Here is a 24713-nt window from a genome sequence, read left to right as displayed (position 1 = left end):
GCTATAAATGCTCTTTGATCAAGATCTCCAAGATCTGCACTATATTTAGTGCTGCACCTTTGCGTAGATTATCAGCTACTATCCACATATTTAATCCGTGTTTAACGGTATCGTCTTGTCTAATACGCGATATGTATACGGCATCCTCTTGCACAACATCAATCTGAGTCATATATCCACCATCTTCGCGCTTATCTTTCACTAAAACTCCATCGTCTTCACTGAGCATTTCACGAGCTTCTTCTTCAGTTATATGCTGATCAAATTCTACATTTACTGCTATAGCATGACCAACAAGAACAGGTACTCGTACACAAGTTGCAGTTACTTTTATATCCTCTTCTAAAATTTTTTTTGTCTCCTCTTGCATTTTCCACTCCTCTTTTGTAGAACCATCTTCCATGAACTCTCCTATATGAGGAATGCAATTAAATGCTATTTGCTTAGGAAATATTTCAGGTTTTTTAGCTTCATTCATAAAGATTTTTTTTGTCTGATTGTAAAGCTCATCCATTGCTGCTTTACCTACACCAGAAGTTGATTGATAAGTTGAAGCAACGATTCTCTTTATTTTTGCTTTTTTGTGTAATAAATGTAATGCCAGCAACATTTGTATTGTAGTACAGTTTGGATTAGATATTATGTTATGGTTTTTATATTCCGTAATTTTATCTTTGTTGATCTCTGGAATAACTAGTGGCACGCCTTCTTTCATCCTAAAGTAGGAAGTGTTATCTATCACAACGCACCCAGCCTCAGTTGCAATTGGTACGTATCTCTCAGAAACATGAGATTCTGCACAGAAAATGGCTATATTAGTTCCAACGAAGTCATAATCCTCAAGGCATAAAACTGTTAACTCTTTGTCACCAAAACTCACCTTTTTTCCCTTTGATTTTTTCGATGCAAAAGCAACAACAGAATCTATCGAAAATTTTCCCTCTTTTTGAAACTCAGCAAGCATGGTCAATACCTCATATCCTACTTTTCCTGTTGCTCCAATAACTGCAATCTTACATCCCATATAAATAAACCTCTGATTTTAAAACTATATTATATTTTTACTGATAAAATTTACAATTACTTTAATATTTTTACCTTGCAATTAACCATAATTTAGTTATAATTATAAGACACTAGTAATATTGCATGGTAGAATGAAATGAGTAAAAAACATGATGACACTAAGGTCAAACCTGCAGTATCTGCATTTCAAAAGCCTGAAAAAATCAATAGATTAGAGATTCAAAATGTTCTTTCGAAAAAAAGCAAGCCAGCGATAAATTTTGATGATAAAAAGTATGGTGTGAAAATTTCTAAGATAGACCAGCATCTTTCAAACAAGAAGCAAGAATCTTTTGGATTAAGAGATTTTTTAAGTTCAATACCAATAATAGGAAGATCTTTAGTGAAAATTTTCACGCCTGAAAAAGAAGAGTATAAAAAACTGCAATCGCAAATAGGTCTTTCTAATAAAGCAAAAAATGAGATCTACATAGATAATAAACGCACAGAAGAAGTAGGTAGCAAACTTGAGAATGGTAATATTGAACAAGTAGATAAAGAGAAAAAAAATCTTGGCCCATAAATATTAACCATTTAAAGTGTATCTCTCACTACTGAATTTGTTGCACAGAAGTTTTGCAGTACCAAAATAAATAAATGGGTATGCCACTTGCAGTGAACAGGCTCGAAGTCAGCAGAGTACCTACAGGGGTTTCTAATATCACCCAACAACAAAAGGTTGTTGCTATGCTACCAATTAAAAGCTTATAACAACTCCTCTCCTGTATAATAACCTTTAGAAAGGCAAAACAGCACGCAAGATAAACGAACAAAAATGAAATTACAGAAAAGTCAATAATCGACGTAATCTGCTGGGCAAAATTGTTGTTTGAAGTGAGAATTAGTAAAATTGCAGTTCCAATTGAACTAACTGTTATTCCCCAAAAAGGAGAGCCATGCTTGTTCCTTTTAGCAAAGAATTTTGGCATTAGTCTATCTTCTGCAAGACCAAAAGCAACTTGTCCACTAGATAAAACCCAAGCGTTTAGACTGCCAACACAAAAAATGAATGCAACTATAGAAACAATTAAATGCCAATTACCAGAAAACATAATTTTTATCGCATCAACATATGGTGCTCTTGAACTTGCTAAATTGTTGCCATTGATCAATCCCATAATTGCAAAATTGTTGATAAAATATATAACAGCAACACAAACTGTGCCAAGCACCACAGCTTTTGGTATAGTTTTAGCTGGATTATCAACTGACCCTGCAGGTGCTGTTGCCAATTCAAGTCCAATAAAACACCATAAAGTAAGGAGTGTAGAGCGGGCAAGAATTTGCGATGTTGTAAGACTTAATATTTCTTCACTTATGATAAAATTATTTCTATCGAAAAAAAACAACGCTGCTACAGGTATTGCAAGCAATACAGCAACCTTCACAACCGTGAGCAGAAACTCAACGTGCCCTGCAGTAGCTATTCCCCTTAAATTTATTAATGTAATGATTGTAAATAACAACAGCTCTAAAAATAAACGCATACTTTTGATATCTTCATGGAAAAATGGTGTAAGATAGCCAACACCCACAACTATTAAAGCTGTTGTACTAACCCATGAGATTACCCAATATGTCCAACCAACAAAGAACGCTGCAGCAGGACCAAAAGTATGTTTCACATAAACGTGAGGACCTCCTGTTTCTGGAAACTTTGCACATAGCGTAGCAAAAACTAGCGCAAGAGACACAGCACCAGCTCCTGATATCATCCAACTTATAAGGCTATAAGCGCCATATGGAGCAAGGCTAATTGGAAGCATAAAAACCCCAGAGCCGATCTGACTACTAATGACTAAAGCAAAAACAGCCCAAAAACCTATTTTATTTGACACAATACCTCTTAATTCTATTAATGTAAGCCAGTAGTATAGCTTAAGAATTTTAGCAAATAAAAAATTTAAGTTAAGTTTTTAGTTTATGATACCAAAGTAGATAAATAAGTGTTCCGCTTAAAGGGAATAGACTTGATATTAACAATGTTTTTATAGAAGTCTCGTATATTACCCAACAGCAAAAAGATACAGCCACACCTCCAATTAAAAATTTGCAGTAGCTTTTGTCTTGTATATTAACTTTGAGAAAAGCAAGGCTACATGCTAAGTAGATAAACAAAAATGACACCACAGAGATATCAATTATTGAAGTTACTTGCTCAGCAAAACTTTTGTTTGACGTTAGGATAAGTAAAACTAACACCCCCAAAGTACTGAGTATTATTCCCCATAATGGAGCATCATGCTTATTTTTTTTGCCAAAAAATTGCGGCATTAACTTGTCTTTTGCAAGGCCTAAGGTGACCTGTCCATCAGCTAAAAACCAAGCATTTAAATTACTTACAGAAACGATAAAGGCAACAACAGAAATAATAAAATGCCAATTACCTGGAAACATAATTTTTATCGCATCAACATATGGTGCTTTTGAACTAGCTAGGTCATTACAACTTATCAATCCCATAATTGAAAGACTATTGATGAAATATATCACAGCAACACAGACTGTTCCAAGCACTATAGCCCTTGGTATTGTTTTAGAGGGATTATTGACATATCCTGCAGGTGCCGTTGCTGATTCAAGTCCAATAAAACACCATAGAGTAAGGAGTGTAGAACGAGCAAGAGTTTGTGATATTGTAAAGTTTGATACTTCCTCGCTTACAATAAAATTATTTTTATCAAAGAAAAACAACCCTGCGATAGGTATTGCGAGAAGTGCAATAATTTTAACAATGGTCAGCAGAAGCTCAACATGCCCAGCAGTAGTTACTCCCCTTAAGTTTATTAGCATAATAGCTAAAATTAATGTTATTTCTAAAAGCAAACGTATATCTTGTATATCATTATGAAAAAGCGGGGCTAAATAACCGATACTTGCAATTGTCACAGCTGTTGAGCTTACCCACGAGCTTACCCAATATGTCCAGCCAACAAAAAAAGCTGCTGTAGAGCCAAAGGCATGTTTCACATAAATATGAGGACCACCCGTTTCTGGAAATTTTGCGCAGAGTGAAGCAAAAACTAAAGCAAGAGATATAGCACCAAATCCTGATATAACCCAGCTTATGAGGCTATAAGCGCCGTATGGTGCAAGGCTAATTGGGAGCATAAAAATTCCAGAGCCGATTTGGCTACTGATCACCAAGGCGAAAATAGCCAAAAAGCCTATTTTATTTGACACGACAATGTTTAATTTTTATCTGAATATATTAACAATATAGCTGAAGCTCGAAAATTTCAATTGATCTTTTTTGTATAAAAATTTGCATTTTTTTAATTTAAGCATATAATGAGAAGTATATTAATAGGTTATTAAGAAGTGGTTTATGAATCCGAGGTTAAAAACATTTTTGGTTGTTTGTGGGTATGTTCTATTAGTTGGTGCTGCTATTGGAGCAATTTTTTTATTTGACTACTTACTTGAGATCTTTATTGATGCGCTTTATGCATTCCTTCTTGCCAAAACTTCAAGTGAGGTGTTAGCTGTTTTTGGAACACTTGCAGTTTTACTTGCCACTTGTGTTTTGTGCTACGGACTGCATAAGCTCTGTTCTATTTTTACAGAAAAGATTACAAGTAGCTATCAATCTTTCAAAAATGAAAATAGTGATGATAACATTTTTTCTGAAGTATATAATGACCCGACAATAGGGTTGAAAGATAAGATTTTATTTTTTTCTATATACTCAATATATTGTATCCAATTACCATTTTTGTATTGTTCATCGAAGATATCAGAGCTTAGCAGAACATTATCAAATAGTAGAGCGTTGGGTCTTAGAATATGTTTAGTGCTTATTAATACTATATTATTGATCCCAGTAGCACTTCTTGAGTTAATAAAGTATCCATTAATAAAGCTCTTCTCGCCTCTGGGTTTAAGTGTAAAGCAAATGAGCTTTTTGTTTAATGTAAGTGATGTAGGTACTGGTAATCAGAATGTTCATACTAGAAGTTTTGAGCAAAGTGTTATTGAGTGTGCCAAAAAATTAAAGGAAGAATATGGGACTCCGTCAAATGAGCTGAATGAAGAGTTTAAAAACTATATAGGCGGTTTGACAAATCAGCAGAAAGAACTGATAGCGCCTTATTTGAAGGTAGATAATTATAGAGAAGGAGAATGGGTAAGGTGGGTAGATTCTAAAACCAGATTGACATTAACACAGGCTACAAATTTAGTTTTAATTGCAGCAACAAAGCAAAATGCAGATGTAGAGCTGTTGAAATCCATATTGCTGGTTCGTTTTGAGGAAAGTAATCGCCAGTGTGGCCCTGGAATGCTTAATCGTATCATTTATGCATTAAGTGGCCTTAAAGCAGAAAATAATTTTGCAGCTCAACTAGAGCCTCAGATAATAGGAGAATTGGCCGGTAATGCTACTAAAAGATTTCTTGAGAGATCTGTAGATAAGCACTACTTTAAAATAAAAATTTTAAAAGAAAATTTTGATGACTTATATTCGCCAGGTTCTGAAGTGGATTTGAGCAATGCAAATGATGAAGTAAAGGATGGAATTTCTCATATGAGAAGTGCTATAAAAGAATTTGTATTTAAAGAGTTATATGTGAAGTTTTATAATGACTATGGAGAACATATTCGTAGAGGACAGATAAAACAAAAGCTAAGGGAATTAATCACAGGTGAAGTCGTAGATGCAGCAATATTTGGTAAGATAGATGAGGTAGCAATACCTGCAGAACCATCCACTTGCCTTGAAAGAGTAAAAGCATTTTTTGCAGGGCATACAAGATTCTCTGCTGCTTAGAGCTCTGAGACTTGCCTAAGCTTTGATTGTGAGTTAGGCGTGAAGCTAAAATTGGTATTTACAATTAACTCACAGCAAACTAAACGATGGCAATCTGGCCGTCTTCTAATTTTTCCTTATTGATTTGTAGCAGATTCTTTGTTATGGTTATGAAAAGAAACTTCAAACCTCATTAGTATACTTTGATAGGTGAGTATTACATATGATAATATTGATAACAAATGATGATGGTTTTGAAAGTGAAGGAATAAGACTACTTAAAGAAATTGCACACAATTTTGCATCGGAAGTATGGATAGTGGCACCAGATACTGACAGGAGTGGATCTGCAAGATCTCTTGATTACCCAGTGAAACAATCTATTAGAATAAACCAACATAGTGAAAGGGAGTTTAGTGTGTCTGGTACTCCCGCAGATTGTGTTATTATCGCGTTAAATAAAATTATGAATAAGAAACCAGACTTAATATTATCTGGAGTAAATATTGGATCAAATGTTGGAGATGATATTTGTTATTCAGGCACAATCGGTGCTGCAATGGAAGGTGCTGCAAGATCTATACCTTCTATTGCGCTGAGCCAAGTTTATCATGATAAAATAGACTGGAACAATACAAAAGTTTTTGCACCAAAGGTTATCAGCAAGCTAATGAAAGTTGGTTGGCCTAAAGATATAGTGATGAGTATAAATTTTCCTGCTACAGAAAAAGTGAAAGGGGTCGAATTTGCTGAACAAGGTGAATATAACATTGATGGTGATTTAACTTTTACTGAAAACTTAAATGGTTCTTTGAGCTTAAATTGGTCTCGGGAACACTCAGGCAGTGGTAGTGTAGATAAAATAAAAGGAGGTTTTATTACTATTACACCGATAAAATTAGATTTTACAGATTATGATATATTAAATGCTATGAAAAATTCGGGAATGTTCAAAAAAGTGTGTCAAACCGAGAAATAAAAATAAAATAGAAACAAAAAATAGAGGTTTGATATATGAGTTACAAAATAGAAAATGGAACGACTGGCCTGGTAGATTACAAAGAGCTGGAAGCAAATATACTGTCATCAATAAGGGAAGGTAAACCATTGATGGGGAGAGATGGAGCATTAACACCATTTGTAAAAAGGCTGCTGGAAGCAAGTCTAGAAGGTGAAATAGAGCATCATTTATCCAATGAAAGAGAAGAAAAGAATCGAAGAAACGGAAAGAATGGCAAAACTTTGAAGACGAGTATTTGAACTATTGACACCAAGAGATAGAGAGGGAAGTTTCGAACCACAGATAGTGAAAAAAAGGCAAACAAGCTTACATCCAGAACTTGAAACAAAGGTCTTGAACATGTTTGCAAGCGGTGTGGGATACAGGGATATAGCATCCTATGTGGAAGAAATCTATGACCATAAAATATCTGCAGCAGAGATATCTGGAATTACAGATAAATTACTGCCTATAATCAATGAATGGAGGAGTCGTCCCCTACAATCAGTATACCCGATAGTATTTATGGATGGGATGTTTTTTAAGGTCAAAGAGAATGGACATTGCATAAGTAAATGCATGTACAATATATTAGGAATAGACCAAAATGGCAGAAAAGAAGTACTGGGTTTTTACTTAGCAGAAAGTGAGGGAGCTAACTTCTGGCTAGGCGTATTAAATGACTTAAAAGAGAGAGGAGTAGAAGACATTTTGATAGCTTGTGTTGACGGTCTGAAAAGCTTCCCTACAGCTATAAATAGCGTATTTCCCAATGCTGAGGTACAGTTATGCATTGTGCACCAAATAAGAAATTCACTAAAATACGTATCCAGCAAAGATATAAAAGTTTTTATGAATGATTTGAAAAAAATATACCGTGCTACAAGTAGAGAAATCGCCGAAAATTATTTACTTGAACTGGAGGAAAAATGGGGTGAAAAATATCCTTTAGTCATAAAATCGTGGCAAAACAATTGGGAAAATTTGTCTAGTTATTTTAAGTATTCTGGCCCTGTTAGAAGGCTAATTTATACCACCAATCCAATTGAGGGGTTGCACAGACAAATCAGAAAATTTACTAAAACCAAAGGTTCATTTACCAGTACAAATGCCTTGTACAAATTGGTATATTGTGCTATAAAAAAGATAGAGCAAAAATGGGCTATGGCTTTGCCTAATTGGGCTCTAACTATATCTCAACTTGATATCTTTTTTCCTGATAGGTTAAAAATTGAGTTGAACTAAAAATTCGCTTTGACACACTTTTTTGAACATTCCCCCGATAAATTTTTTGGTACACATTTTTTCTACGCTTGTTTCATATTCCATGCAGCCGAAAAAGCCCTGCATTTCTAAGCTTTACTTCGTTGGCTAATCCGCAACTGAGGTATATAGAGTCGTTTTTCCAATTTTAAATCTCTCGGCAATATTTGCTCTACTTTCTCCTTCATCCAATGCTTCCATTGCTTTTTTCCTTAAGTCATAACTATACGCTGCTGGCATACAAACCCCACTACCATAAATCCATATCTTAACTTGTTTGGATTATTATGAGAAGAGCTATACTTGCTCATAATGAATCCGAAAAGTGCTAAACTTAAAATTTGGATTTAAGCTTTTTAGCTCAAATGTGTTCTTTCTACCAAATGACAGTACTGGTCCATCTTTTTCAACTTTTCTACCTGAATAGTCTGACAATAAGCTGCCGAATAAACTTTCATCTAAAATAAACCTATCAACGTTATAGTGATCATTGAAAATCCTCATTAGCCGCGATCTTGCTGGTAACGATAGTTTTGCAAGTTCTACTACTGCATCCACAAAAAAGTCATTTGGAACATCTTTTATTCCTATTTGCAACTCGAAAAAATGTTTACCAGGTGGTTCTTCGATAATTGTAATATCTTCTATATTTGCCCATTTTAGTGCTATTTTTAGTGATGCTGGAGTTCCTCTCAGTCTTTGAAATTTTACTCCTTCTACTACGGCTTTTCTTCTATCTTTTACCCAACGCAGTATCTCTTCTAAACCATATTCTTCTATTATCCACGGTAATGTTTCTTCTTTAAGACTAAACTTAAATCCCCTGATACAGCTTGGATCTACTTTATAATCTATCGCATCTACTAGCGCTTTTTCCTGTTTTGTTGCATTTGGTGGCAATAACATTAATTCAACTCAATCTTTAAATTTCTCAAATTTGCACATTCATTTCCCAGAACCACAACATCCTCTTTTGGCTCGATTAATTCCACATTTTCTACACCATCTACAAATAAATTCGCTATTATCCATGATCTTGTAACATTCCATCCCAGCCTTCTACTTGCTTCAAACTTCTTGATGAACTGCTTCTTGATTTCCTCCTTCGATATTACAGGACTTATGCTCATTCTGCTGTGAATATCTATTTCCGTAATATTGCAACCAATTACTGTTACTGTATCTGTTAAAACCCTTATATCATCTCTAGTAACCTGCTTTTTTACAATTTCTAGTAGCTCTTCTGACACTATGCCAGTTGTGGATAATTGTGTTGATAAGATTGAAATTTGTACTTTCCCTGGTATAGTTGATTCCACTAGTGCATCTTTTACTCTACTATCTGCTGACAGTGCATGATATTTATAATATTCCTTACTTCCTCCTGTTGACCAACCTGCTATCTTTGCTTTAATTCTTTTTCTAAATCGTTCATCATCTTCTTCTTTCTGCCTCTCTACTCCATAAAACTCAGCTAAATTACCAAGATCTTCTCCTGTTGCAAATTTTAGTAAATTACTTTTTACAGCTTCATTTATTCTTTCTCTGAGTAACAACTCTCTCCATGCTGCTACTTCTAATACCTTTATCGCTGGGTCACTTTCAATTAGTGCTGTAAAACTTTTATCTCGACTTATTAATTCTTCTTTCATCCGAGCAAAAATCTCTTCAAAGTTCAGTGGTTCGATAATATTTGGCTGCTGCATTTTTAAACAACTACTCCATTAATATTTATGAACTTACCTTCTGAAAGATAGACACCTTCTAAATTCAATGTTACTCTCCCTTCTTTTACTCCTTCAACTTTTACTTTTTCTAACTTAAATCTCTTTTCCCATTTTTCCAAAGCTTCTGCTGTTGCTGCATAGATTTCCATAGTTAAATCTCTACTGATTGGTTTATCCACTAATTCAAATAGCCTAGACCCATAATCTCTCCTCATGATTCTACTGTTTACTGGAGTGGTCAGTATATCAATTATCGACTGCTTTAAGTGCTCTATTCCTTCTAACGTCTTTCCTGTTTTAGCATCCATACCCTTCATTTCTATTTTGCAAAGACGCTTTCACTGCCTTTTATTACTTTAAACCCACATGAAACTATATCTCCTACTCTTCCTACACTAAGACCATTTGCAAACACTATTTTTGATCCTTGAATCATTACTTTTCCTTCACTAAAACTGTCTCCTTGCCTACATATTGACTTGCCGTTTACAAAAACATTATTACTTCCGCTAATGCAGAAATGTGGTATAGCTTTTCCACAATAGTCTCCTAACCTTACTATTCCTTTGTTCAATTTAAGTCGATCCTTTCTGCTTTCAGTTTTATTCCACTTTTTGTCATTTCTATGCTCGATTCCCCAGCTTTCAGTGTTATTTTGTCTACTACTTCAATCTCTAAATGATGTTTATCTTTATCGTATGACAACTTTGTTCCATCTTGAAATGTTAAGCTACTCACCTCTTTTTTATTTTCTGGTGCAGAGTACTTTTGTTGATATATTCCAGGAAGTACTACTCCTAAAGATAATTCTCCCAGCGGGGAAAGTATAACTACTTGCTCATCAATATCTGGCGGAGACCAATTTCTATCTTTTCCTGCTTTGCTTGTTATCCATGGCACCCAATCTGTTAAAAATTCGCCTATTTTAATTCTTACTTTTGCTTTTTCATAATCTACTTCTTTTACAAGCCCTATTCGTACAATGTTTGCTAATTTTCTTTGCAGCTCTGAAATAGCAAAATTACTCTCTAACATTTTCTCCTATTGTAATCGTATGTGGCTTAATCTTATTTTCTGTCCATATCGATTTACCTAAATGAAGCTGATGATTCCAATCAACCATCCACACCAAATATGCATCTAATTCGGGTCTAAATCCATCAGGCTCTGCAGAAAGAAATTCAGCCGGAGATACATTCTTTTCCCAGGTATTCTTGTTCACTACTCTTGCTACTTCTGCTGCTAATGACCTTACAACTAACGAGGAATCCTCGACTGTTCCATCAACTACAACCCTTGCTTCAAATCTTGCTTTTAGCGCTAATTCTTCTGTTCCAGGATCTTTTCCCGATTCTAAACTCACAAGCTCTACAAATAACGCTGGCGCTATCAATTCTTTTCTTATTGCTGGATAAATTTCACATGTCTGTATAGACGGTATTTCTTTCTTCAGTGTGCTGCAAATTGTTTGATGTAAATCTGTCCAGAACTTTGTCATATCTTTAAAATATAGTTTAGCTCATGCTTAAAGTATTTCTCAAACACTCTCTCACTCTCATAATTAACAAGGTCTTTTATTATTCTTGAGCCTTCTGGTTCCAGCGGTAGTTTTACTTCCTTTATTGGCAATGCTGCTCTTCCTTCACGTTTAAACATACCGCTATTTCCTTTTGGCATAACTGCTGCAAATCCTCCTATAAACTCATACTTTCCTACTTTCGATCCTCTTCTTGTTTTTTGTATTTTGCCAATTGCCGATGCTCTAATGTCATAGAGATTTGCTCTAATTAACACTTCTAATCTGCTAGTTTTCGCCTTAAAAATTCTTAATCTCTTTCTTATCAAACTTTTCTTTTCCTCACTGATTTCCTTAGCTGCTTGCGCTTTTAACCATAGTGCTGTTCTATTTAGTGCTTTTATAGCTGCCAGTTTTACTTTCTGCTCTTTTCCGTCAATATTGGAGATTATTTCATTAATATTGTTACTAGTTTTAATATTAAACACTTTCTATTGCCTCAATTTTCCATATTTTACCTGAAGAATCTTTCAATGGTGGTTCAAAAATCTTGTAGAACCTTTTTTCAATCTTGATATAATTACCTATGCTAAAGGAAGTAACGTCCTGATCACGTATTTCTATAGAAGCAATTTGCTGAGTTAATGCTCCATCTGCACCTAAAGAATACGTAGTATCGGGACGTTTAATTAGCACTTTCATTTTACGAATACTCTCCTTATTTTTATTACAATATATGGCTTCCACTCCTAGATGCTCAAAACAATCTTCCAATAATTTTCCTATATTCATCAACTAGAACTAATTTTTACCAAAACTGCCGGACGATGGCACATTGGCAGAGGATTTGACTGCGTATGTAAATCAGTTCCTCTATCAAATCTTCTTGGCTCTTGTTTTGCATAGAGTGGCTGTCCAAGAGTATTTACTGTTTCATTAAAGTCTGCTGGTGCAAAATATGTTGTAAATGTACTTGCTGTTCCTAGTGGAAAACAGTGCCCTGTATCTTTTTCTATAAATCTTCTTACTGTTCCTTCAGGATCAGTTGCTTGCCCTCTATATTCCTCAAATGTTATACCACAAAACGTAAATCCTGACCTCATATCATTTCGAAGCGCTGCTCCTTCTTGCCATCTCTCGTATGCTTCTTTCACTTTACTATGCGAAGTTAGTGCATCAAAAAACTCAGGGCTTACCAAGGCATGAATTCCGGTCATATATTCGCCACTTAAGTTGTCTTCGATATGTCGCAATACCTCCAGACACTTACGCTTGACATCTGTTGTTGCTGTTCCAAGGGCAAAATTTACTACTTTTGGTGTGATTTCAAATTCGTTGTACAAATTTAATAATTCTGACCCGTCAGCATCAAGAATAATTCCCTTCAGCGCTCCCATTCGCAAATGCTCTAATGTTATTGCATGTTTGTTTCTCATTAGCTGCAAATGATCAGTTATTACATCTGCAAGCGCTTTCAGTTCACTCTCTGATCCAAATGCCCTTATTCCTTGTACTTCTTCTGGCAGCACTACATCATCATGCGGAATGTGCGGAATCGTAAATGTTCTTATCTTTCTTTTTCCTCTTTTTCCTACTGTTGCTGGTGCTCCGGGTACTTGCGTTGGTAGTAAACTTAACACTCCGTTGTGTTCTTCTATCGTAATATGTCTAAATCTTACTGACCTACTTGGAAACAAATTTAAATTTTCAACTCGTCCATAATTTATCGGCAATATATTCATCGCATTTGTTAGTGCCGTCATACTAAATGCTGTATTTGTAAATGGATTTTGCATCTTTTATTTTCCCCTTTGTGTTTTTTATTGTTTAATATAGCTTTACACCGCTTTACGGATAATGATCCCTCGTCCTTCAAGTTGCTTTATTGCTGCATTTTTCTGCTCTTCAGTGATATTTGCTGGCCACACAACCGCACAATCAGCTAGCATTGCAACACGAGTAATAATTACTGCTTTAGCATTTTCTGTCGCATTTACATCACTTACTATTGCACCTATTGCTGTTTGTGTACCATCTGTGGCAGTTGGATTTATTATCTTAACCATGCTATCTTTATCAAGAGCCACTACTGTACCAAGCTTTAGGTTCTGCCCTTTTGCTACTGTTATTTGATCTCTTGAATATAGACTTGATGCCTCATACTTTAATAAGTCACCTAGATTATTTTGTTCGGTTATACATGTCATATTTTCTTTTCTCCTTTTTTTCCTTTAGTTTTACCGCCATGTTTGTAGTTATTGTACGCGGCGGTTATAAAAATACTTTAACTCCTACGACTTCTTGCTACCTGTATCATTAAATCTTCTCCTGAATTCTGTGGTATTGCACTCAGTATTTCTGTCTTCTTCGTTCGCTCTGCTAGCAGTTCCATTAAAACTTCCCGTGCTTGCTCAACACTTACGCCCTGCTCAATAAATTCTCCTATCTTTTCTGGCATCTTTGATATATTACATAATCTTATTATCTCTAAAATTTCTCTACTACAGTTCTCGTAGCCTTCCTCAGTTAACTCATTAGTTGTCATGCTAACACTCCTATGATTATTGATAAATTCAAAAAATGTTGTAACTCCATCTGCAAGACCTATTTCTACTGCTTTCTCGCCAAAATATAGACCTGCTTCTGTTGATCGAATCTTTTCAATTGAAAGACCTCTGTTCCTTGCTATTAGCTGCAAAAACATTTCATATAGTCGGTCTACTTCTTTTTGTAAGCTTCCCAGACTTTCAGACGTCATTGGCTCATGTGGGTTTAAATCATTCTTTCGACTACCAGCAAAGATTGTGGTGTACTTAATACCTTGCTTTTCATCAAACCTACTTTGATCTATATGACTTGCTATTACTCCTATACTCCCAACTCCTGAAGTGCGGGTGAGAAAAATCTTTTCAGCGCTAGAAGCTATAGCATATGCAGCAGAATATGCATCATCATTTGCTATTGCTATTATCCTCTTTTTTCCTCTTGCACTATAGATAAAATCAGCTAGGTCAAAGACACCGTTTACTTCCCCTCCTGGACTGTCTATGTCAAGTAGAATCGTCTCTATGCTTTTATCTTCTAAAGCACTCTCTATCTCTTCATGAATATTTTCATACGAAGTCATATCTAAAATATGATCAAAAGCTTCTGTTTTTTTTGTCAAAACTCCATAAATACGTATTATTGCTATTCCTTTTGGGTTTATATGAAAATGCTTTAAGTTCTTAAAGATAGGTTGTTTGCTGTTATATAATGATAGTAGTTCAAAACTTCTTCTCTCTACCATTATTGGTTTATTTATCCACATCACCTTCCTCCCCTTATTGTATTTTATGGCACATTAACGTCACAATCGAAACAAAGTCCAAAAGAATTAGCTCGCTTTTGATCTTCTGCTATTTCTTGGTCAATTTCTTCTACATCATAACCCATTTCTGATACTACTTCCGATCGACTCTTAAATCCATTCCTTACTGCCATTTGCTGTGCTTGCTGGTCTTTCAGTGGATCCACCCAATCAAATCCCTGTGGTATCCATTTTACTTCTTCTTTCGCTGCTTTTACTACTTTTTCATCTATACAGAGTTCTCCACAAAGTACTGCTAACTCTAGCCATCTATTCCATACTGGTCTGCAAAATTGGAATACCACAATGTTATGTTGCAGCATAGCGCATCGACGACGAAACTCTATTAATCCTGCTCTGATTGATGAATAATTAACGCCGGTTAAATCTCCTGTTAGCTGCTCATATGTTATCCCTGTACCAATCGCTATTGCCCTGAGTTGCTGTCTCATGAATGCTTCATAACTTCCTCCAACATCAGACGGCTCTGAAAATTTTATATCTTCTCCTGGGTCTAAAAGCTGCATTGTTCCAGGTTCTAGGCCAGATAATGCTACTCCTTGCTCACTTGCTTCACCTTCTCCCATGATATTTGCTTCTGGATCGAGTCTCGTAATAAACCCTGCAAACATCGCTGCTGTCTTTTTTCTCACTAATTCTGCATCATCGTATTGATCAAGTTCATAAAGCTTTAGCAGTATATTAGAAAGCCATGGCTCTCCTCTAATTTGCCCAGGTCTTAATGGTCTATAGATATGTAAAACATCATTTGCTGGCACTCTCACTGATTCTCCAAACATACTTTCACCAGGGTGTTCTTTAAATAGGTAATATGCTTCTCTTTGCCCAAGCCTGTTAAACTCAATCCCGTTTCTTATTACATTACCATTGGCTAGTGTTTGATTGCTCTTATTGTCCAAATGCTCTGATTCCAATACTTGAAGTTGCAATGGTACAGAAAATCCATCTTCGAGTTTACGATGTCGGAGGCGTACAAAACACTCTCCACCTTCTATCATGCTCCTACATACCAGAGCTTGTAATCCATAAAAATCACTTAGTCCACAGCTATCTGCTTCATCTGTCCATTTTAGCCATAATTCTTGCACTTTCTTTCGAAATTCTGCATTCTTTGCTTTTGATTGTGGTTTTATTCCTGTTCCAATAGAGTTACTTACTATTGTATCAATAATATTTGCTGCATATGGATTTTTTCTCACCATATCACGTGATCTACTACGTAAAGTTTCAAGGCTTTGAGACAGCAAATTGTTTATACTTCCTAACTCTGGTTGAAAGTGAAAAAATCTTCTTCCTGAGCCTGCTGCATCCCACGCTGAGCTTTTGATTTTTGGCTTACTAAATAGTTGTTTGAACGATTTTAATAGCATTTTGCCTCTTTGATTATGCAGCAGTTTGTTGCGCAATTTGACATTAAAAAATTACAGCAAGCTGCTGGAGAGTCTGGCTGTTAACACTTTATAAATTATGCATGAGGCTCTTGCACAAATACCAACGCTTATTCTGGGCTGCGTTCATAAATGTCCTTCCGATGTCCCATTGCAGTAATAGTTACTGTGTGTTTTGAGTAATTTATCCTATAAATTACACGATAATCACTTACTCGTATCCTAAAATACCCTTTGAATTCATGCGATAATGCTTTACCTATTGCTTTAGGGTTGGTTGCAAGACGACTATCTACAGCTCTTCTCACTCTAGATCTTATCGTTGGTGGTAATGCAAGAAAGTCTTCCTCAAGAACTTTTTTTGAATAGATAATATCGTATCTCAGCTTGTATCTCCACCTTTAGACTGTTTTTGCAGATAATATTCTATTCCAATCTACATCCTCACTTCTAATTTCTTCATCACCTCTAGCATCACGCTCAAGAGAAAGCTTAGCCAACTTTATATCTACTTCATCTATTTCATCATCTTCTTCAGATAATTTACTTGCTTCAATTTCTTCTTCCACTAGGTCCTTTACAACCTCTTCTATAGTTCTATTTTGAACTTTTGCCATTTCTATAAGGTAGTGAGCAAATTCCCCCTCAAAATTTACATTAACATTAAGCCTTTCTTGACTTTGATCCATATTTTAACTAGAAAATACCAATTTTAAACTATAACATTTTTACACAATTTTGTCAATTCCCTTACTTGTCGCAATCACAATTCTTCTCTTCGGTCTCACACCTGCAACTTTCAGTTCAGCCTTAATACGTTGCCGTAGATTCAGCAGGTCATTTATCTGAACTTCAGCATATCTCACCACATGGTCACCATATGCAATTGATACTACTCGCTCTCCGCTTTGCAGTTTTTTTATCGCTTCTTCGACTTGACTTAAATATTCCTGATTGTACATTTTACTTCTCATTCAACCATTTACTTTGTCTCACTTTTTTAGGCTTTTTACTTTCCATTTTTCCACTCAAACTATTCCACTTACTCTCTGGCCATCTGTCTATTCCCAGTGCTATCGATGCTGCTCTTGCATAAATCCTACAGTCTAATACTTCATTTCTTTCTCTTACCTTTTGCCACTCCTGTTTGGTGTATCCTTTTACTACCTTGCTGACTAATTGCTCTGCCGTTAGCTGCTTAAAATATTCAGGTGCATACTCCGGAAAATGACAATATCCAGGCAGAGCTTTTCCCTCTTCTTCTTTCAAAATATTAAGTAATTGAAAAAGCTCTGACTTTAATATCGATACTCCCACTGGCCAGAGCTTTATTCCTCTCTTTAGCTTTTGACCACCAACTGTTATATCTACTCTACTTGGGCTGCTAAGTGGTACTAGTGCTTTATTTACACCTTTGACTGCCATTACTCTTCCAGATCCTTGATGACCTCTTACCCAGTTGTATACTTCTTGCGTTGCATATCCAGCATCTACCGCCATCATGCTTATCATATATTCAAGCCCATTTTTACCGATAAAATGATGACTCAGAAGCTCCGAAAGTTTTCCCCATACTTCTCCTCCTCCTGTATCTCCTTCAAATACTCGATAGTCTATTGACCAACTTTCGCGGCTTTTTCCCCATGCTACAACTTCTACTTCTAACCGATCTTTTTGTACATCTACTCCTGCTGTAAGAACTACTTCGCCTTTTGGTACTGTGCCTACGGGAAAAAATTCTCTTCTGTTGAATAATTGCTTCCAGTCTGGTACTTCTCCTTTATCTACCCAAGTTTCTCCTAAAGTGGTATTTATCCAAACTTTTAGTAATTGTTCACTTTCTTTTGCATGAAGAAAATCCTCTACTGCTTGAGTCCAGCTATACCAGCCAACTGGACTGTAAAGACTTGAAAGATGAAATCCTTTTTTTGTCCCTTTTTTTGCTACTTCCACTGTTGCTCTCCATTCTCCACGGTCTAGCATCTCTGTCTTTTGATGATTTTCTATTTTACCGCTACATTCAGTGCAGACATAATGTGCTGTTCTTGAATCGTTATTTTCCCATTTAATTTGTGACCACTTTAGAACTTGATAGTAATTACAATGCGGACAGGGAACAAAAAAATATCTCTTATCTGTTGCTTCAAATTCTTTCTCAATTCTGCTTATTCCATGAATCGTTGGTGTCGATACTAAAAAAATCTTTCGCCTTGCAAATGTATTAGTTCGAGCAATACTGAGCAGTACTGGATCTCCTTCTCCTCCTGAATCTCCTGGGTAGGCATCTATTTCATCAAGAAAGAGATATTTTACTGGCATAGATCTCAGTCCTACACTACTATTCGCTCCAGTTATTACTACTATTCCACCTGGAAACTCCTTACTTTGTACAGTATTCCCTGAATCTCTTGACCTTGGGTCTTTTACTTTACTTTTTAAACATGGTGTACTCTCTATTAACGGTGCAAATCTTCCCTTCGACCAACGTTTTCCCATTTCAACTGTTGGCTGTACTACCAGCATTGGACCTGGTGTTTGATCGATGATATAGCCAATCCAATTGTTGCCAGCTTCTGTTCCCCCAATCTGCGCTCCTTTCATGAATACTACTTTTTCTGCAGTTGAAGACGGAGATAGTGAATCCATGATTTCTTTAAGGTATGGCGTTCTCTCTGTTCTCCATTTTCCTGGCTCTGATGCTGCAGTTGGCGCTAAAACTCGATACTCATTCGCCCACTCTGATACTTTAAGCTCTGGATCTGGTTTTAAACCTTCAGAAAAAGCTCTAGCGTATATCATTGTCTGCATCTACTCATAATTGGTTCTATCTCAATATTGTTAACAGTAGAGTTTATTCCTCCACACTCCTCCAATTCCATAAACATCTTTTTCTGAAATTCATTTTCTATATATCTTTTGCTCATCTCACTTATCATTATTGCTATAATAAGCGCAAGTATTCCTGTTATTGTTGCAAAAATGATTGCATTGCTTATTGTTGTTGCTGTTAAACCTATATATGCTGCCATTGCTACTGCACTTACTGAGGTAAAAACACAGATCACACTATTGTATTTTCTTACTTTTGCATCTCTATGCTCTATACACCTATAATAAATTGGTACAGATCTGCCTATCTCATCTGGTAATTTGATGCTCTTTTCTTTAAATAAAGTTTTTAGCAATTCTAAATTATTTGACTTGATTGCTAAGTGCAGAACAGGTGTATAATTTGCTCCTTTTTTCAGCAATAACTTTACTACATGTAAATGCCCTTTTTCCGCAGCAAGGTAAATCGGTGATAAACCTTTATTATTTACAATATCAATATCGATTTCTTCTTTTAAAATTGTATCTACAAGCTCAATTTCTCCCATTTGTGCAGCTAAATGGAGTAGACTATTCTTCTCAGAACCATACTTATTGCTCATCAAAGTCTTCTTTATCTCAGGTTTAGCGTAATCAAATGGTGTCTTGCCGCTATCGTCTTTTACCAATGGATCTATATCTTCTCGCGTTAGTAAAACTTCTATTGTTTTAAGTCTTTCAGCGTAATGTAGTGGTGTTTTATTTTCATAGTCTTGCAAATTGACTTGAGCATTAGGCTCCTTTATTAAGGATTTGAGGATATCAAGACATAAGTCTCTTTCATCATAATTAGTATTACTTACAGCTATATGCACAGGCGACAATTTCATTGAGTTTTGTCCAATGCGCGCGCTATTTACATCTGCTCCAAGCTTTAGCAGTAACTTTACTATCTCCAACTTTTTGTTATTAACTGCATAGTGCATTGGTGTCTGATTTCGTGCATCAAAGACATCTATTTCAGCTTTTCCTTCTCTTATCAAAATCTTTACAACTTCTGCATGTCCTATTCCTGCTGCTAGATGTAATGGAGTATGATGCAAAGCATTTCGTACATTAACGTCAATACCTTTTCTGATCAAATATCTAACTGCATTAACTTCACCTATCATTGCAGCTAAATGAAGTAAGCTATCTTGTTCTGACCCGTATTTGTTATTAATTAGTGCTTGTAATATTTCTACTTTTTTCCCTTCTTTGGCGTAATCAAGAGATGTTTTACCTTCATTATCTTCCACAAAAGGATTAATATTCTTTTTCGTGAGTAACAAATCTACCATGCTTAATTCATCAAACTCTATAGCGCAATGCAGTGGAGTTTTTCCGTTTAACCCTCTGACATTAACATCTAATCCAGGTTGATTAATGAGACACTTGATTAACTCTAAACTTAAGTTATCAGCCATTTTATATTCAAAATCTTTTTTATATTTGAAATTTAGTGTTAGATAATTCTTCAAGTGAGTTTGTAATTTCCTCAGTCAATGTTCCATGAATCTTTTCAGTGTCACTCAGTGATGCAAGCAGCGCTGAAACTCTATTTGGAATATTAAGCAAATTATTACGGACAACTCTTGCTACGTTAAATGCCTCACTTTTTACTTCTTCTACTGCTACAAGTTCTCCTATCTCAGCCTTAGCTTTCGCCTCAAGCAGTTTACCACGTTCCATCTCATTTTTTATTCGCGTTTTTAGCAACATTGTAGAAAGATTACTTGTATTTTCGTTTTCTGGATTTTTCCTCCTAAGTGGCTGACTTGGATCTCTTATTGCTGCTACCGCTTCATTTGCTTGTTCTCTATTGATCAAACTATCCTCCAACTTAACTATTCCTTTTTTTACTAAATAACAGACATATTGCTTTGATACTCCTATCTCTCTTGCCCACTCTGTTTGTGTGATTTTTTCCACTCTTTTCCTCCTCTCTTTATTGCTCCTTTTTACGAATTTTCTTCTTGAATTTCTGCAAAAGTTTTACCAGTACTGGCTAAAAGGGCATCTCTTCCGGTATATATTTGCCAACGTTTTATGGTTACATCTACAAATTTTGAATCTAACTCTATTGTCCTACAAATTCTTCCTGTTCTCTCACATGCAATCAGTGTACTTCCAGAGCCGCTAAATGGATCAAGAACTATGTCTCCTGATCTGCTGCTGTTTACTATTGCTCTCTCCATTAGCTCTACTGGCTTCATCGTTGGGTGTAGTGTATTGTGCGTTGGCTTATCATAAAACCACAGATCACTTTGATTTCTTCCTCCATGCCACTCACGTTTATTGCCATTTTTCCAACCGTAGAGCATTGCTTCGTATTGTCTTTGATAATCTGATCTGCCTAGTGTAAAATGATTCTTTGCCCAAATGATAAATGTTGACCAACGACCACCTGCTTCTTCAAATACTTTTTGCAACGTTGAAAACTCTGATGATGATATGCAGATGTAAATTGCACCTTTCGTATATGCTAAAATATTGGAACAGATGTCGTAGAGAAAAAGTTCGTACTTTTCACCTTGATTATCATTTAATATTTTTTTATCTTCTCTCTCCTGACTGCTACCATAATCAACATTATATGGAGGATCACACACAGTAATATCTGCCATTTTATCATCTAACAGCGCTTTATATGATTCAACTATAGAGCTATCACCACAATAGATTCGATGATCACCTAAAATCCATAGATCAGCTGGTTTTGTTATTTCTACTTTTTTGTCATCAACAACTAAGTCAGAAAGATCTTCTTTTTCACTATCTAAATCATCAAGGAAATGTTGAATTTTTTCTAATTCAAATCCTGTCATTTTAAGGTCAAACTGCAAATCTTCTAGCTCTTGAATTTCTACCTTTAAAAGATCATCATCCCACTTTGCCCAATTAGCTGATTGATTTGCCAGTAATCGAAAAGCTTTGGTTTGTGGTTCATTTAGATTATCACTTAAAACCACTGGAATACTCTCCATACCAAGTTTTCTTGCTGCTTTAAGTCTTAAATGACCATCAACCACAGTGCCATCGCTTTTTGCAACTATTGGTATACGAAAACCAAACTCCCGAATAGAAGCACACATTCTATTTACTACATCATCATTTTTACGAGGATTACGCTTATATTCGACGAGGTTTTCAACAGGATAGTAGTGGATTGCTAAATTCATATCTTAATAATTAAAAAGTTAATATTCAAAATATCTCTGACGCTAAAGAAGGCCTGGGGTCTGACCCACCAAACCCGCCAGTATGGCCGAAAGGACCCACTTTCTATGGTATTTTTAATATGTTAAAATCTTTACCAAGATTCATAGCGTAAAACATTAAAGCAAGGGCATCTGCCTCATTATCATCTTTGGATAAAAAACCTTTTTCCTTTACAGCTTCAATAACTTCACTCTTACTTGCATTGCCTTTGCCTGTGATAAAGCGTTTTATAGTCTTAACAGGAACACTCTGATAGGGAATATGATTCTCTTCACACCAAGCAAACAAATGTGCCAAGAAACCTCCGTAGCAATGAGCAGCATCAGTTCCTAAGTGTCTTCTAACTTCCTCAAAATAAACGGTTTCAATACTTGGAAATTTTTCCTTCATTTGATTCAACCACTTACGAAAATTTAAGAAGTGCATGCCACCACCACTAAAACGACTACCATGAAAACTTTCACTACCACTTTGAATCACTCCGTTGTGAAGAATAGACCATCCTGTTTGTTTGCCTAGATCTAGTGTTAGTATTGACATCTGTATTGTAAAACTTGAAAGAAGAGAATTTGAGTTATATGTTATATATATACAAAGCAAGTTTCATTTTTTCTAAAGGAAAACAAAAAAAATTTAGAATTATAAAATTTCTTTAGGTAGATCTGTTTGTTTGCCTAGATCTAGTGTTAGTATTGACATCTGTATTGTAAAACTTGAAAGAAGAGAATTTGAGTTATATGTTATATATATACAAAGCAAGTTTCATTTTTTCTAAAGGAAAACAAAAAAAATTTAGAATTATAAAATTTCTTTAGGTAGATCTGTTTGTTTGCCTAGATCTAGTGTTAGTATTGAAACCTGTATTGTAAAATTTGAAAGAAGAGAATTTGAAAGATTCCTCGCTAAACCTCATACTTACCTCACAAAGTAATATGTTATATATATACAAAGCAAGTTTCATTTTTTCTAAAGGAAAGCAAAAAAAACTTAGAATTATAAAATTTCTTTAGTATCAAAGTTATTGAAATGCAAATAAGCCAAGCTCCTCTTTTTTAACTTTTTACTCCACCTAACTATAAATTATCAGTTTCATAGTATATTACATTTCATCATTACTTTATATTATTCTATATATATATGCATATATATTTACATATATTATATAATATATATAGATTTTCGGAAACCGGAAAGCTGGCCATTTTAGAGGATTTTAAAGCGTTCTGAACTGCCAAATTTTTTGGCAATGGAAATGCAATTTCTCCATATACTTAATTATAAAAAGTATTGAAATTCAATAGCTTATATTAAGCATGCTTTTATTTCCAAATTCTCAAATTTTACTGGAAATCATGGAAATTACAAAATTCAGATCAGCTTTTAGACCCCATTAAACCCCAGTTGCGGATTAGAAATCAGTGAAAAAGCCAGGAAAATAGGGTAACCTCGGAAAATTATTTACAAAATAGAGAGGTTACCAATGAATGAAAATATAACAGAATTATTTTGCCTGATCGACGATTTTTGCAATTCAGTTGACAAGAATTTTGCAGAAAAACTTCTACCAAGTAGCAAAAAACCAACCAGGACGCCAGAGATTACGCATTCAGAGATTCTTACCATAATATTGCTATATCACCAATCCAAGTGCGACAATTTTAAAATTTTCTATGTGCATTATTTGAAATTATTATACGAATCAGCGTTTCCAAAATTGCCATCCTATAGTAGGTTTATTAGGCTAAAATCTAGGGTTTTATGGTATTTAGTGCTCTTAATGCAATGGTTTTGCGAACAGTCAAAAGTGACAGGGATTTCGTACATAGATGCAACATCTATCGCTGTTTGCCATCCAAAAAGGACCTCGAGAAATAAAGTTTTCAAAGGGTTGGCAAAGATTGGAAAGACTACCTATGGGTGGTTTTTCGGTTTTAAACTACATCTAGTAATCAACGAAGCTGGCGAAATTCAAGGGGTTACGGTGACAAAAGGCAACATTGATGATAGAAAACCTGTGCCAAATTTAACTCAGAAATTGACTGGATTATTGTTTGGAGATAAAGGATATATCAAAAAAGATCTTTTTCACGAATTATTCGATAGAGGGTTAAAGCTTGTAACCAGTATAAAAAAGGGTATGAAAAACTCATTAATGGCGCTAAATGAGAAGATTTTGTTAAGAAAAAGATCGATTATTGAGACAGTTTTTGGCTCTCTGAAAAACAACTTTGAGATTGAGCATACAAGACATAGATCACCGATAAATTTTTTGGTACACATTTTTTCTACGCTTGTTTCATATTCCATGCAGCCGAAAAAGCCCTGCATTTCTAAGCTTTACTTCGTTGGCTAATCCGCAACTGAGGTTTGTTTCATATTCCATGCAGCCGAAAAAGCCCTGCATTTCTAAGCTTTACTTCGTTGGCTAATCCGCAACTGAGGTTATAACTGTTGTTATCTTGTTTTAATCTATAGTATGCAGTAGGAAGTTTTATTAGCTTCTTATAGAGCGGATCTTTACCATCTACTTTAAACGTATACTGTCCCATGCTATCCTTACCCGATTAT

27 protein-coding genes and 4 pseudogenes are annotated in these 24713 nt (G+C 35.3%); 6 read left to right on the top strand and 25 right to left on the bottom strand.

Annotated features, from left to right (window positions below):
* Position 1: 1 nt before the first annotated feature.
* Positions 2 to 1024 (bottom strand): aspartate-semialdehyde dehydrogenase, encoded by a 1023-nt coding sequence (locus ACQH21_RS01125; protein WP_425384320.1) that lies wholly within the window; start codon positions 1022 to 1024, stop codon positions 2 to 4.
* A gap of 138 nt (positions 1025 to 1162) precedes the next feature.
* On the opposite strand from ACQH21_RS01125, the gene ACQH21_RS01120 reads away from it, so the two are divergent.
* A complete protein-coding gene (locus ACQH21_RS01120) occupies positions 1163 to 1588 on the top strand; it encodes a hypothetical protein (RefSeq protein ID WP_264375113.1) in 426 nt (141 codons plus the stop codon).
* A 28-nt stretch (positions 1589 to 1616) separates the two neighbouring features.
* Here the strand turns inward: ACQH21_RS01120 and ACQH21_RS01115 are convergent, their stop codons facing one another.
* Together ACQH21_RS01115 and ACQH21_RS01110 are read right to left on the bottom strand one after the other, a co-directional pair.
* Positions 1617 to 2903 carry an APC family permease gene (locus tag ACQH21_RS01115; protein ID WP_264377489.1) on the bottom strand — a complete coding sequence of 429 codons (1287 nt, stop codon included), beginning with the start codon at positions 2901 to 2903 and terminating at the stop codon, positions 1617 to 1619.
* A 70-nt stretch (positions 2904 to 2973) separates the two neighbouring features.
* Complete coding sequence (locus ACQH21_RS01110; protein ID WP_425384319.1) at positions 2974 to 4248, bottom strand: APC family permease; 1275 nt, start codon at positions 4246 to 4248, stop codon at positions 2974 to 2976.
* A gap of 145 nt (positions 4249 to 4393) precedes the next feature.
* On the opposite strand from ACQH21_RS01110, the gene ACQH21_RS01105 reads away from it, so the two are divergent.
* The 4 genes and pseudogenes from ACQH21_RS01105 to ACQH21_RS01090 all read left to right on the top strand — a co-directional run.
* A complete protein-coding gene (locus ACQH21_RS01105; protein ID WP_425384318.1) occupies positions 4394 to 5833 on the top strand; it encodes a hypothetical protein in 1440 nt (479 codons plus the stop codon).
* Between the two features lie 202 nt (positions 5834 to 6035).
* Positions 6036 to 6791 carry a 5'/3'-nucleotidase SurE gene (surE, locus tag ACQH21_RS01100; RefSeq protein WP_425384317.1) on the top strand — a complete coding sequence of 252 codons (756 nt, stop codon included), beginning with the start codon at positions 6036 to 6038 and terminating at the stop codon, positions 6789 to 6791.
* A 35-nt stretch (positions 6792 to 6826) separates the two neighbouring features.
* A pseudogene (locus ACQH21_RS01095) lies at positions 6827 to 8057 on the top strand (IS256 family transposase).
* 34 nt (positions 8058 to 8091) lie between these two features.
* Positions 8092 to 8187 (top strand): annotated as a pseudogene (locus tag ACQH21_RS01090) (IS982 family transposase); the annotation flags it as partial.
* Between the two features lie 14 nt (positions 8188 to 8201).
* On the opposite strand, the pseudogene ACQH21_RS01085 reads toward ACQH21_RS01090, so the two are convergent.
* The 21 genes and pseudogenes from ACQH21_RS01085 to ACQH21_RS00985 form a co-directional block, all read right to left on the bottom strand.
* Positions 8202 to 8315, bottom strand: a pseudogene (locus ACQH21_RS01085) (helix-turn-helix domain-containing protein); the annotation flags it as partial.
* A gap of 63 nt (positions 8316 to 8378) precedes the next feature.
* A pseudogene (locus ACQH21_RS01080) lies at positions 8379 to 8981 on the bottom strand (phage tail protein); the annotation flags it as partial.
* Positions 8981 to 9781: a baseplate assembly protein gene (locus tag ACQH21_RS01075; protein ID WP_425384316.1), complete on the bottom strand. Its 801-nt coding sequence runs from the start codon at positions 9779 to 9781 to the stop codon at positions 8981 to 8983. The pseudogene ACQH21_RS01080 and the gene ACQH21_RS01075, both read right to left, overlap by 1 nt.
* 2 nt (positions 9782 to 9783) lie before the next feature.
* Positions 9784 to 10119 (bottom strand): GPW/gp25 family protein, encoded by a 336-nt coding sequence (locus tag ACQH21_RS01070; RefSeq protein ID WP_264375260.1) that lies wholly within the window; start codon positions 10117 to 10119, stop codon positions 9784 to 9786.
* Positions 10120 to 10121: 2 nt separating this feature from the next.
* Positions 10122 to 10376 carry a PAAR domain-containing protein gene (locus tag ACQH21_RS01065; RefSeq protein WP_264375431.1) on the bottom strand — a complete coding sequence of 85 codons (255 nt, stop codon included), beginning with the start codon at positions 10374 to 10376 and terminating at the stop codon, positions 10122 to 10124.
* Complete coding sequence (locus tag ACQH21_RS01060) at positions 10373 to 10837, bottom strand: phage baseplate assembly protein V (protein ID WP_425384315.1); 465 nt, start codon at positions 10835 to 10837, stop codon at positions 10373 to 10375. Before ACQH21_RS01060 ends, ACQH21_RS01065 begins: the two co-directional genes overlap by 4 nt.
* Positions 10824 to 11300, bottom strand: coding sequence for a hypothetical protein (locus ACQH21_RS01055; protein WP_264704942.1), 477 nt, complete (start codon positions 11298 to 11300; stop codon positions 10824 to 10826). Before ACQH21_RS01055 ends, ACQH21_RS01060 begins: the two co-directional genes overlap by 14 nt.
* The gene (locus tag ACQH21_RS01050) at positions 11297 to 11779 is read right to left on the bottom strand and encodes a phage tail protein (protein ID WP_425384557.1); all 483 of its coding nucleotides are present in this window, start codon (positions 11777 to 11779) and stop codon (positions 11297 to 11299) included. The genes ACQH21_RS01055 and ACQH21_RS01050 overlap by 4 nt, the downstream gene beginning before the upstream one ends.
* A 19-nt stretch (positions 11780 to 11798) precedes the next feature.
* Positions 11799 to 12092, bottom strand: coding sequence for a head-tail joining protein (locus tag ACQH21_RS01045; RefSeq protein WP_425384314.1), 294 nt, complete (start codon positions 12090 to 12092; stop codon positions 11799 to 11801).
* Positions 12093 to 12109: 17 nt separating this feature from the next.
* Positions 12110 to 13114, bottom strand: coding sequence for a major capsid protein (locus ACQH21_RS01040; RefSeq protein WP_264704940.1), 1005 nt, complete (start codon positions 13112 to 13114; stop codon positions 12110 to 12112).
* Between the two features lie 42 nt (positions 13115 to 13156).
* Positions 13157 to 13525, bottom strand: a complete 369-nt coding sequence (locus tag ACQH21_RS01035; RefSeq protein WP_264376981.1) for a head decoration protein — start codon at positions 13523 to 13525, stop codon at positions 13157 to 13159.
* 77 nt (positions 13526 to 13602) lie between these two features.
* Complete coding sequence (locus ACQH21_RS01030) at positions 13603 to 14628, bottom strand: S49 family peptidase (protein WP_264376980.1); 1026 nt, start codon at positions 14626 to 14628, stop codon at positions 13603 to 13605.
* A gap of 23 nt (positions 14629 to 14651) precedes the next feature.
* Entirely contained in the window at positions 14652 to 16058 is a 1407-nt protein-coding gene (locus ACQH21_RS01025) for a phage portal protein (RefSeq protein ID WP_425384313.1), read from the bottom strand.
* Positions 16059 to 16186: 128 nt separating this feature from the next.
* Entirely contained in the window at positions 16187 to 16384 is a 198-nt protein-coding gene (locus ACQH21_RS01020) for a type II toxin-antitoxin system RelE family toxin (protein ID WP_237350101.1), read from the bottom strand.
* Positions 16385 to 16477: 93 nt separating this feature from the next.
* The gene (locus ACQH21_RS01015) at positions 16478 to 16765 is read right to left on the bottom strand and encodes a hypothetical protein (RefSeq protein WP_143688829.1); all 288 of its coding nucleotides are present in this window, start codon (positions 16763 to 16765) and stop codon (positions 16478 to 16480) included.
* Positions 16766 to 16804: 39 nt separating this feature from the next.
* Positions 16805 to 17038: a gpW family head-tail joining protein gene (locus tag ACQH21_RS01010; RefSeq protein WP_143688830.1), complete on the bottom strand. Its 234-nt coding sequence runs from the start codon at positions 17036 to 17038 to the stop codon at positions 16805 to 16807.
* 1 nt (position 17039) lies between these two features.
* A complete protein-coding gene (locus ACQH21_RS01005) occupies positions 17040 to 18875 on the bottom strand; it encodes a phage terminase large subunit family protein (RefSeq protein WP_425384312.1) in 1836 nt (611 codons plus the stop codon).
* Positions 18872 to 20350: an ankyrin repeat domain-containing protein gene (locus tag ACQH21_RS01000; protein WP_425384311.1), complete on the bottom strand. Its 1479-nt coding sequence runs from the start codon at positions 20348 to 20350 to the stop codon at positions 18872 to 18874. The genes ACQH21_RS01005 and ACQH21_RS01000 overlap by 4 nt, the downstream gene beginning before the upstream one ends.
* 19 nt (positions 20351 to 20369) lie before the next feature.
* Positions 20370 to 20855 (bottom strand): hypothetical protein, encoded by a 486-nt coding sequence (locus ACQH21_RS00995; protein WP_425384310.1) that lies wholly within the window; start codon positions 20853 to 20855, stop codon positions 20370 to 20372.
* Between the two features lie 29 nt (positions 20856 to 20884).
* The gene (locus ACQH21_RS00990) at positions 20885 to 22105 is read right to left on the bottom strand and encodes a DNA modification methylase (RefSeq protein WP_425384309.1); all 1221 of its coding nucleotides are present in this window, start codon (positions 22103 to 22105) and stop codon (positions 20885 to 20887) included.
* Between the two features lie 103 nt (positions 22106 to 22208).
* Positions 22209 to 22685, bottom strand: coding sequence for a Holliday junction resolvase (locus ACQH21_RS00985; protein WP_425384308.1), 477 nt, complete (start codon positions 22683 to 22685; stop codon positions 22209 to 22211).
* A gap of 940 nt (positions 22686 to 23625) precedes the next feature.
* Here ACQH21_RS00985 and ACQH21_RS00980 point away from each other — a divergent pair.
* Positions 23626 to 24498, top strand: coding sequence for an IS982 family transposase (locus ACQH21_RS00980; RefSeq protein ID WP_425383942.1), 873 nt, complete (start codon positions 23626 to 23628; stop codon positions 24496 to 24498).
* Positions 24499 to 24517: 19 nt separating this feature from the next.
* Here ACQH21_RS00980 and ACQH21_RS00975 read toward each other — a convergent pair whose 3' ends face one another.
* A complete protein-coding gene (locus ACQH21_RS00975; RefSeq protein ID WP_425384307.1) occupies positions 24518 to 24694 on the bottom strand; it encodes a hypothetical protein in 177 nt (58 codons plus the stop codon).
* Positions 24695 to 24713: the final 19 nt, after the last annotated feature.

This window comes from Wolbachia endosymbiont (group B) of Eupithecia inturbata (assembly GCF_964030915.1).
Lineage (GTDB): Bacteria > Pseudomonadota > Alphaproteobacteria > Rickettsiales > Anaplasmataceae > Wolbachia.
The sequence above is the reverse complement of the archived record's forward strand: the minus strand, read 5'-3'. Positions and strand labels throughout refer to the sequence as shown.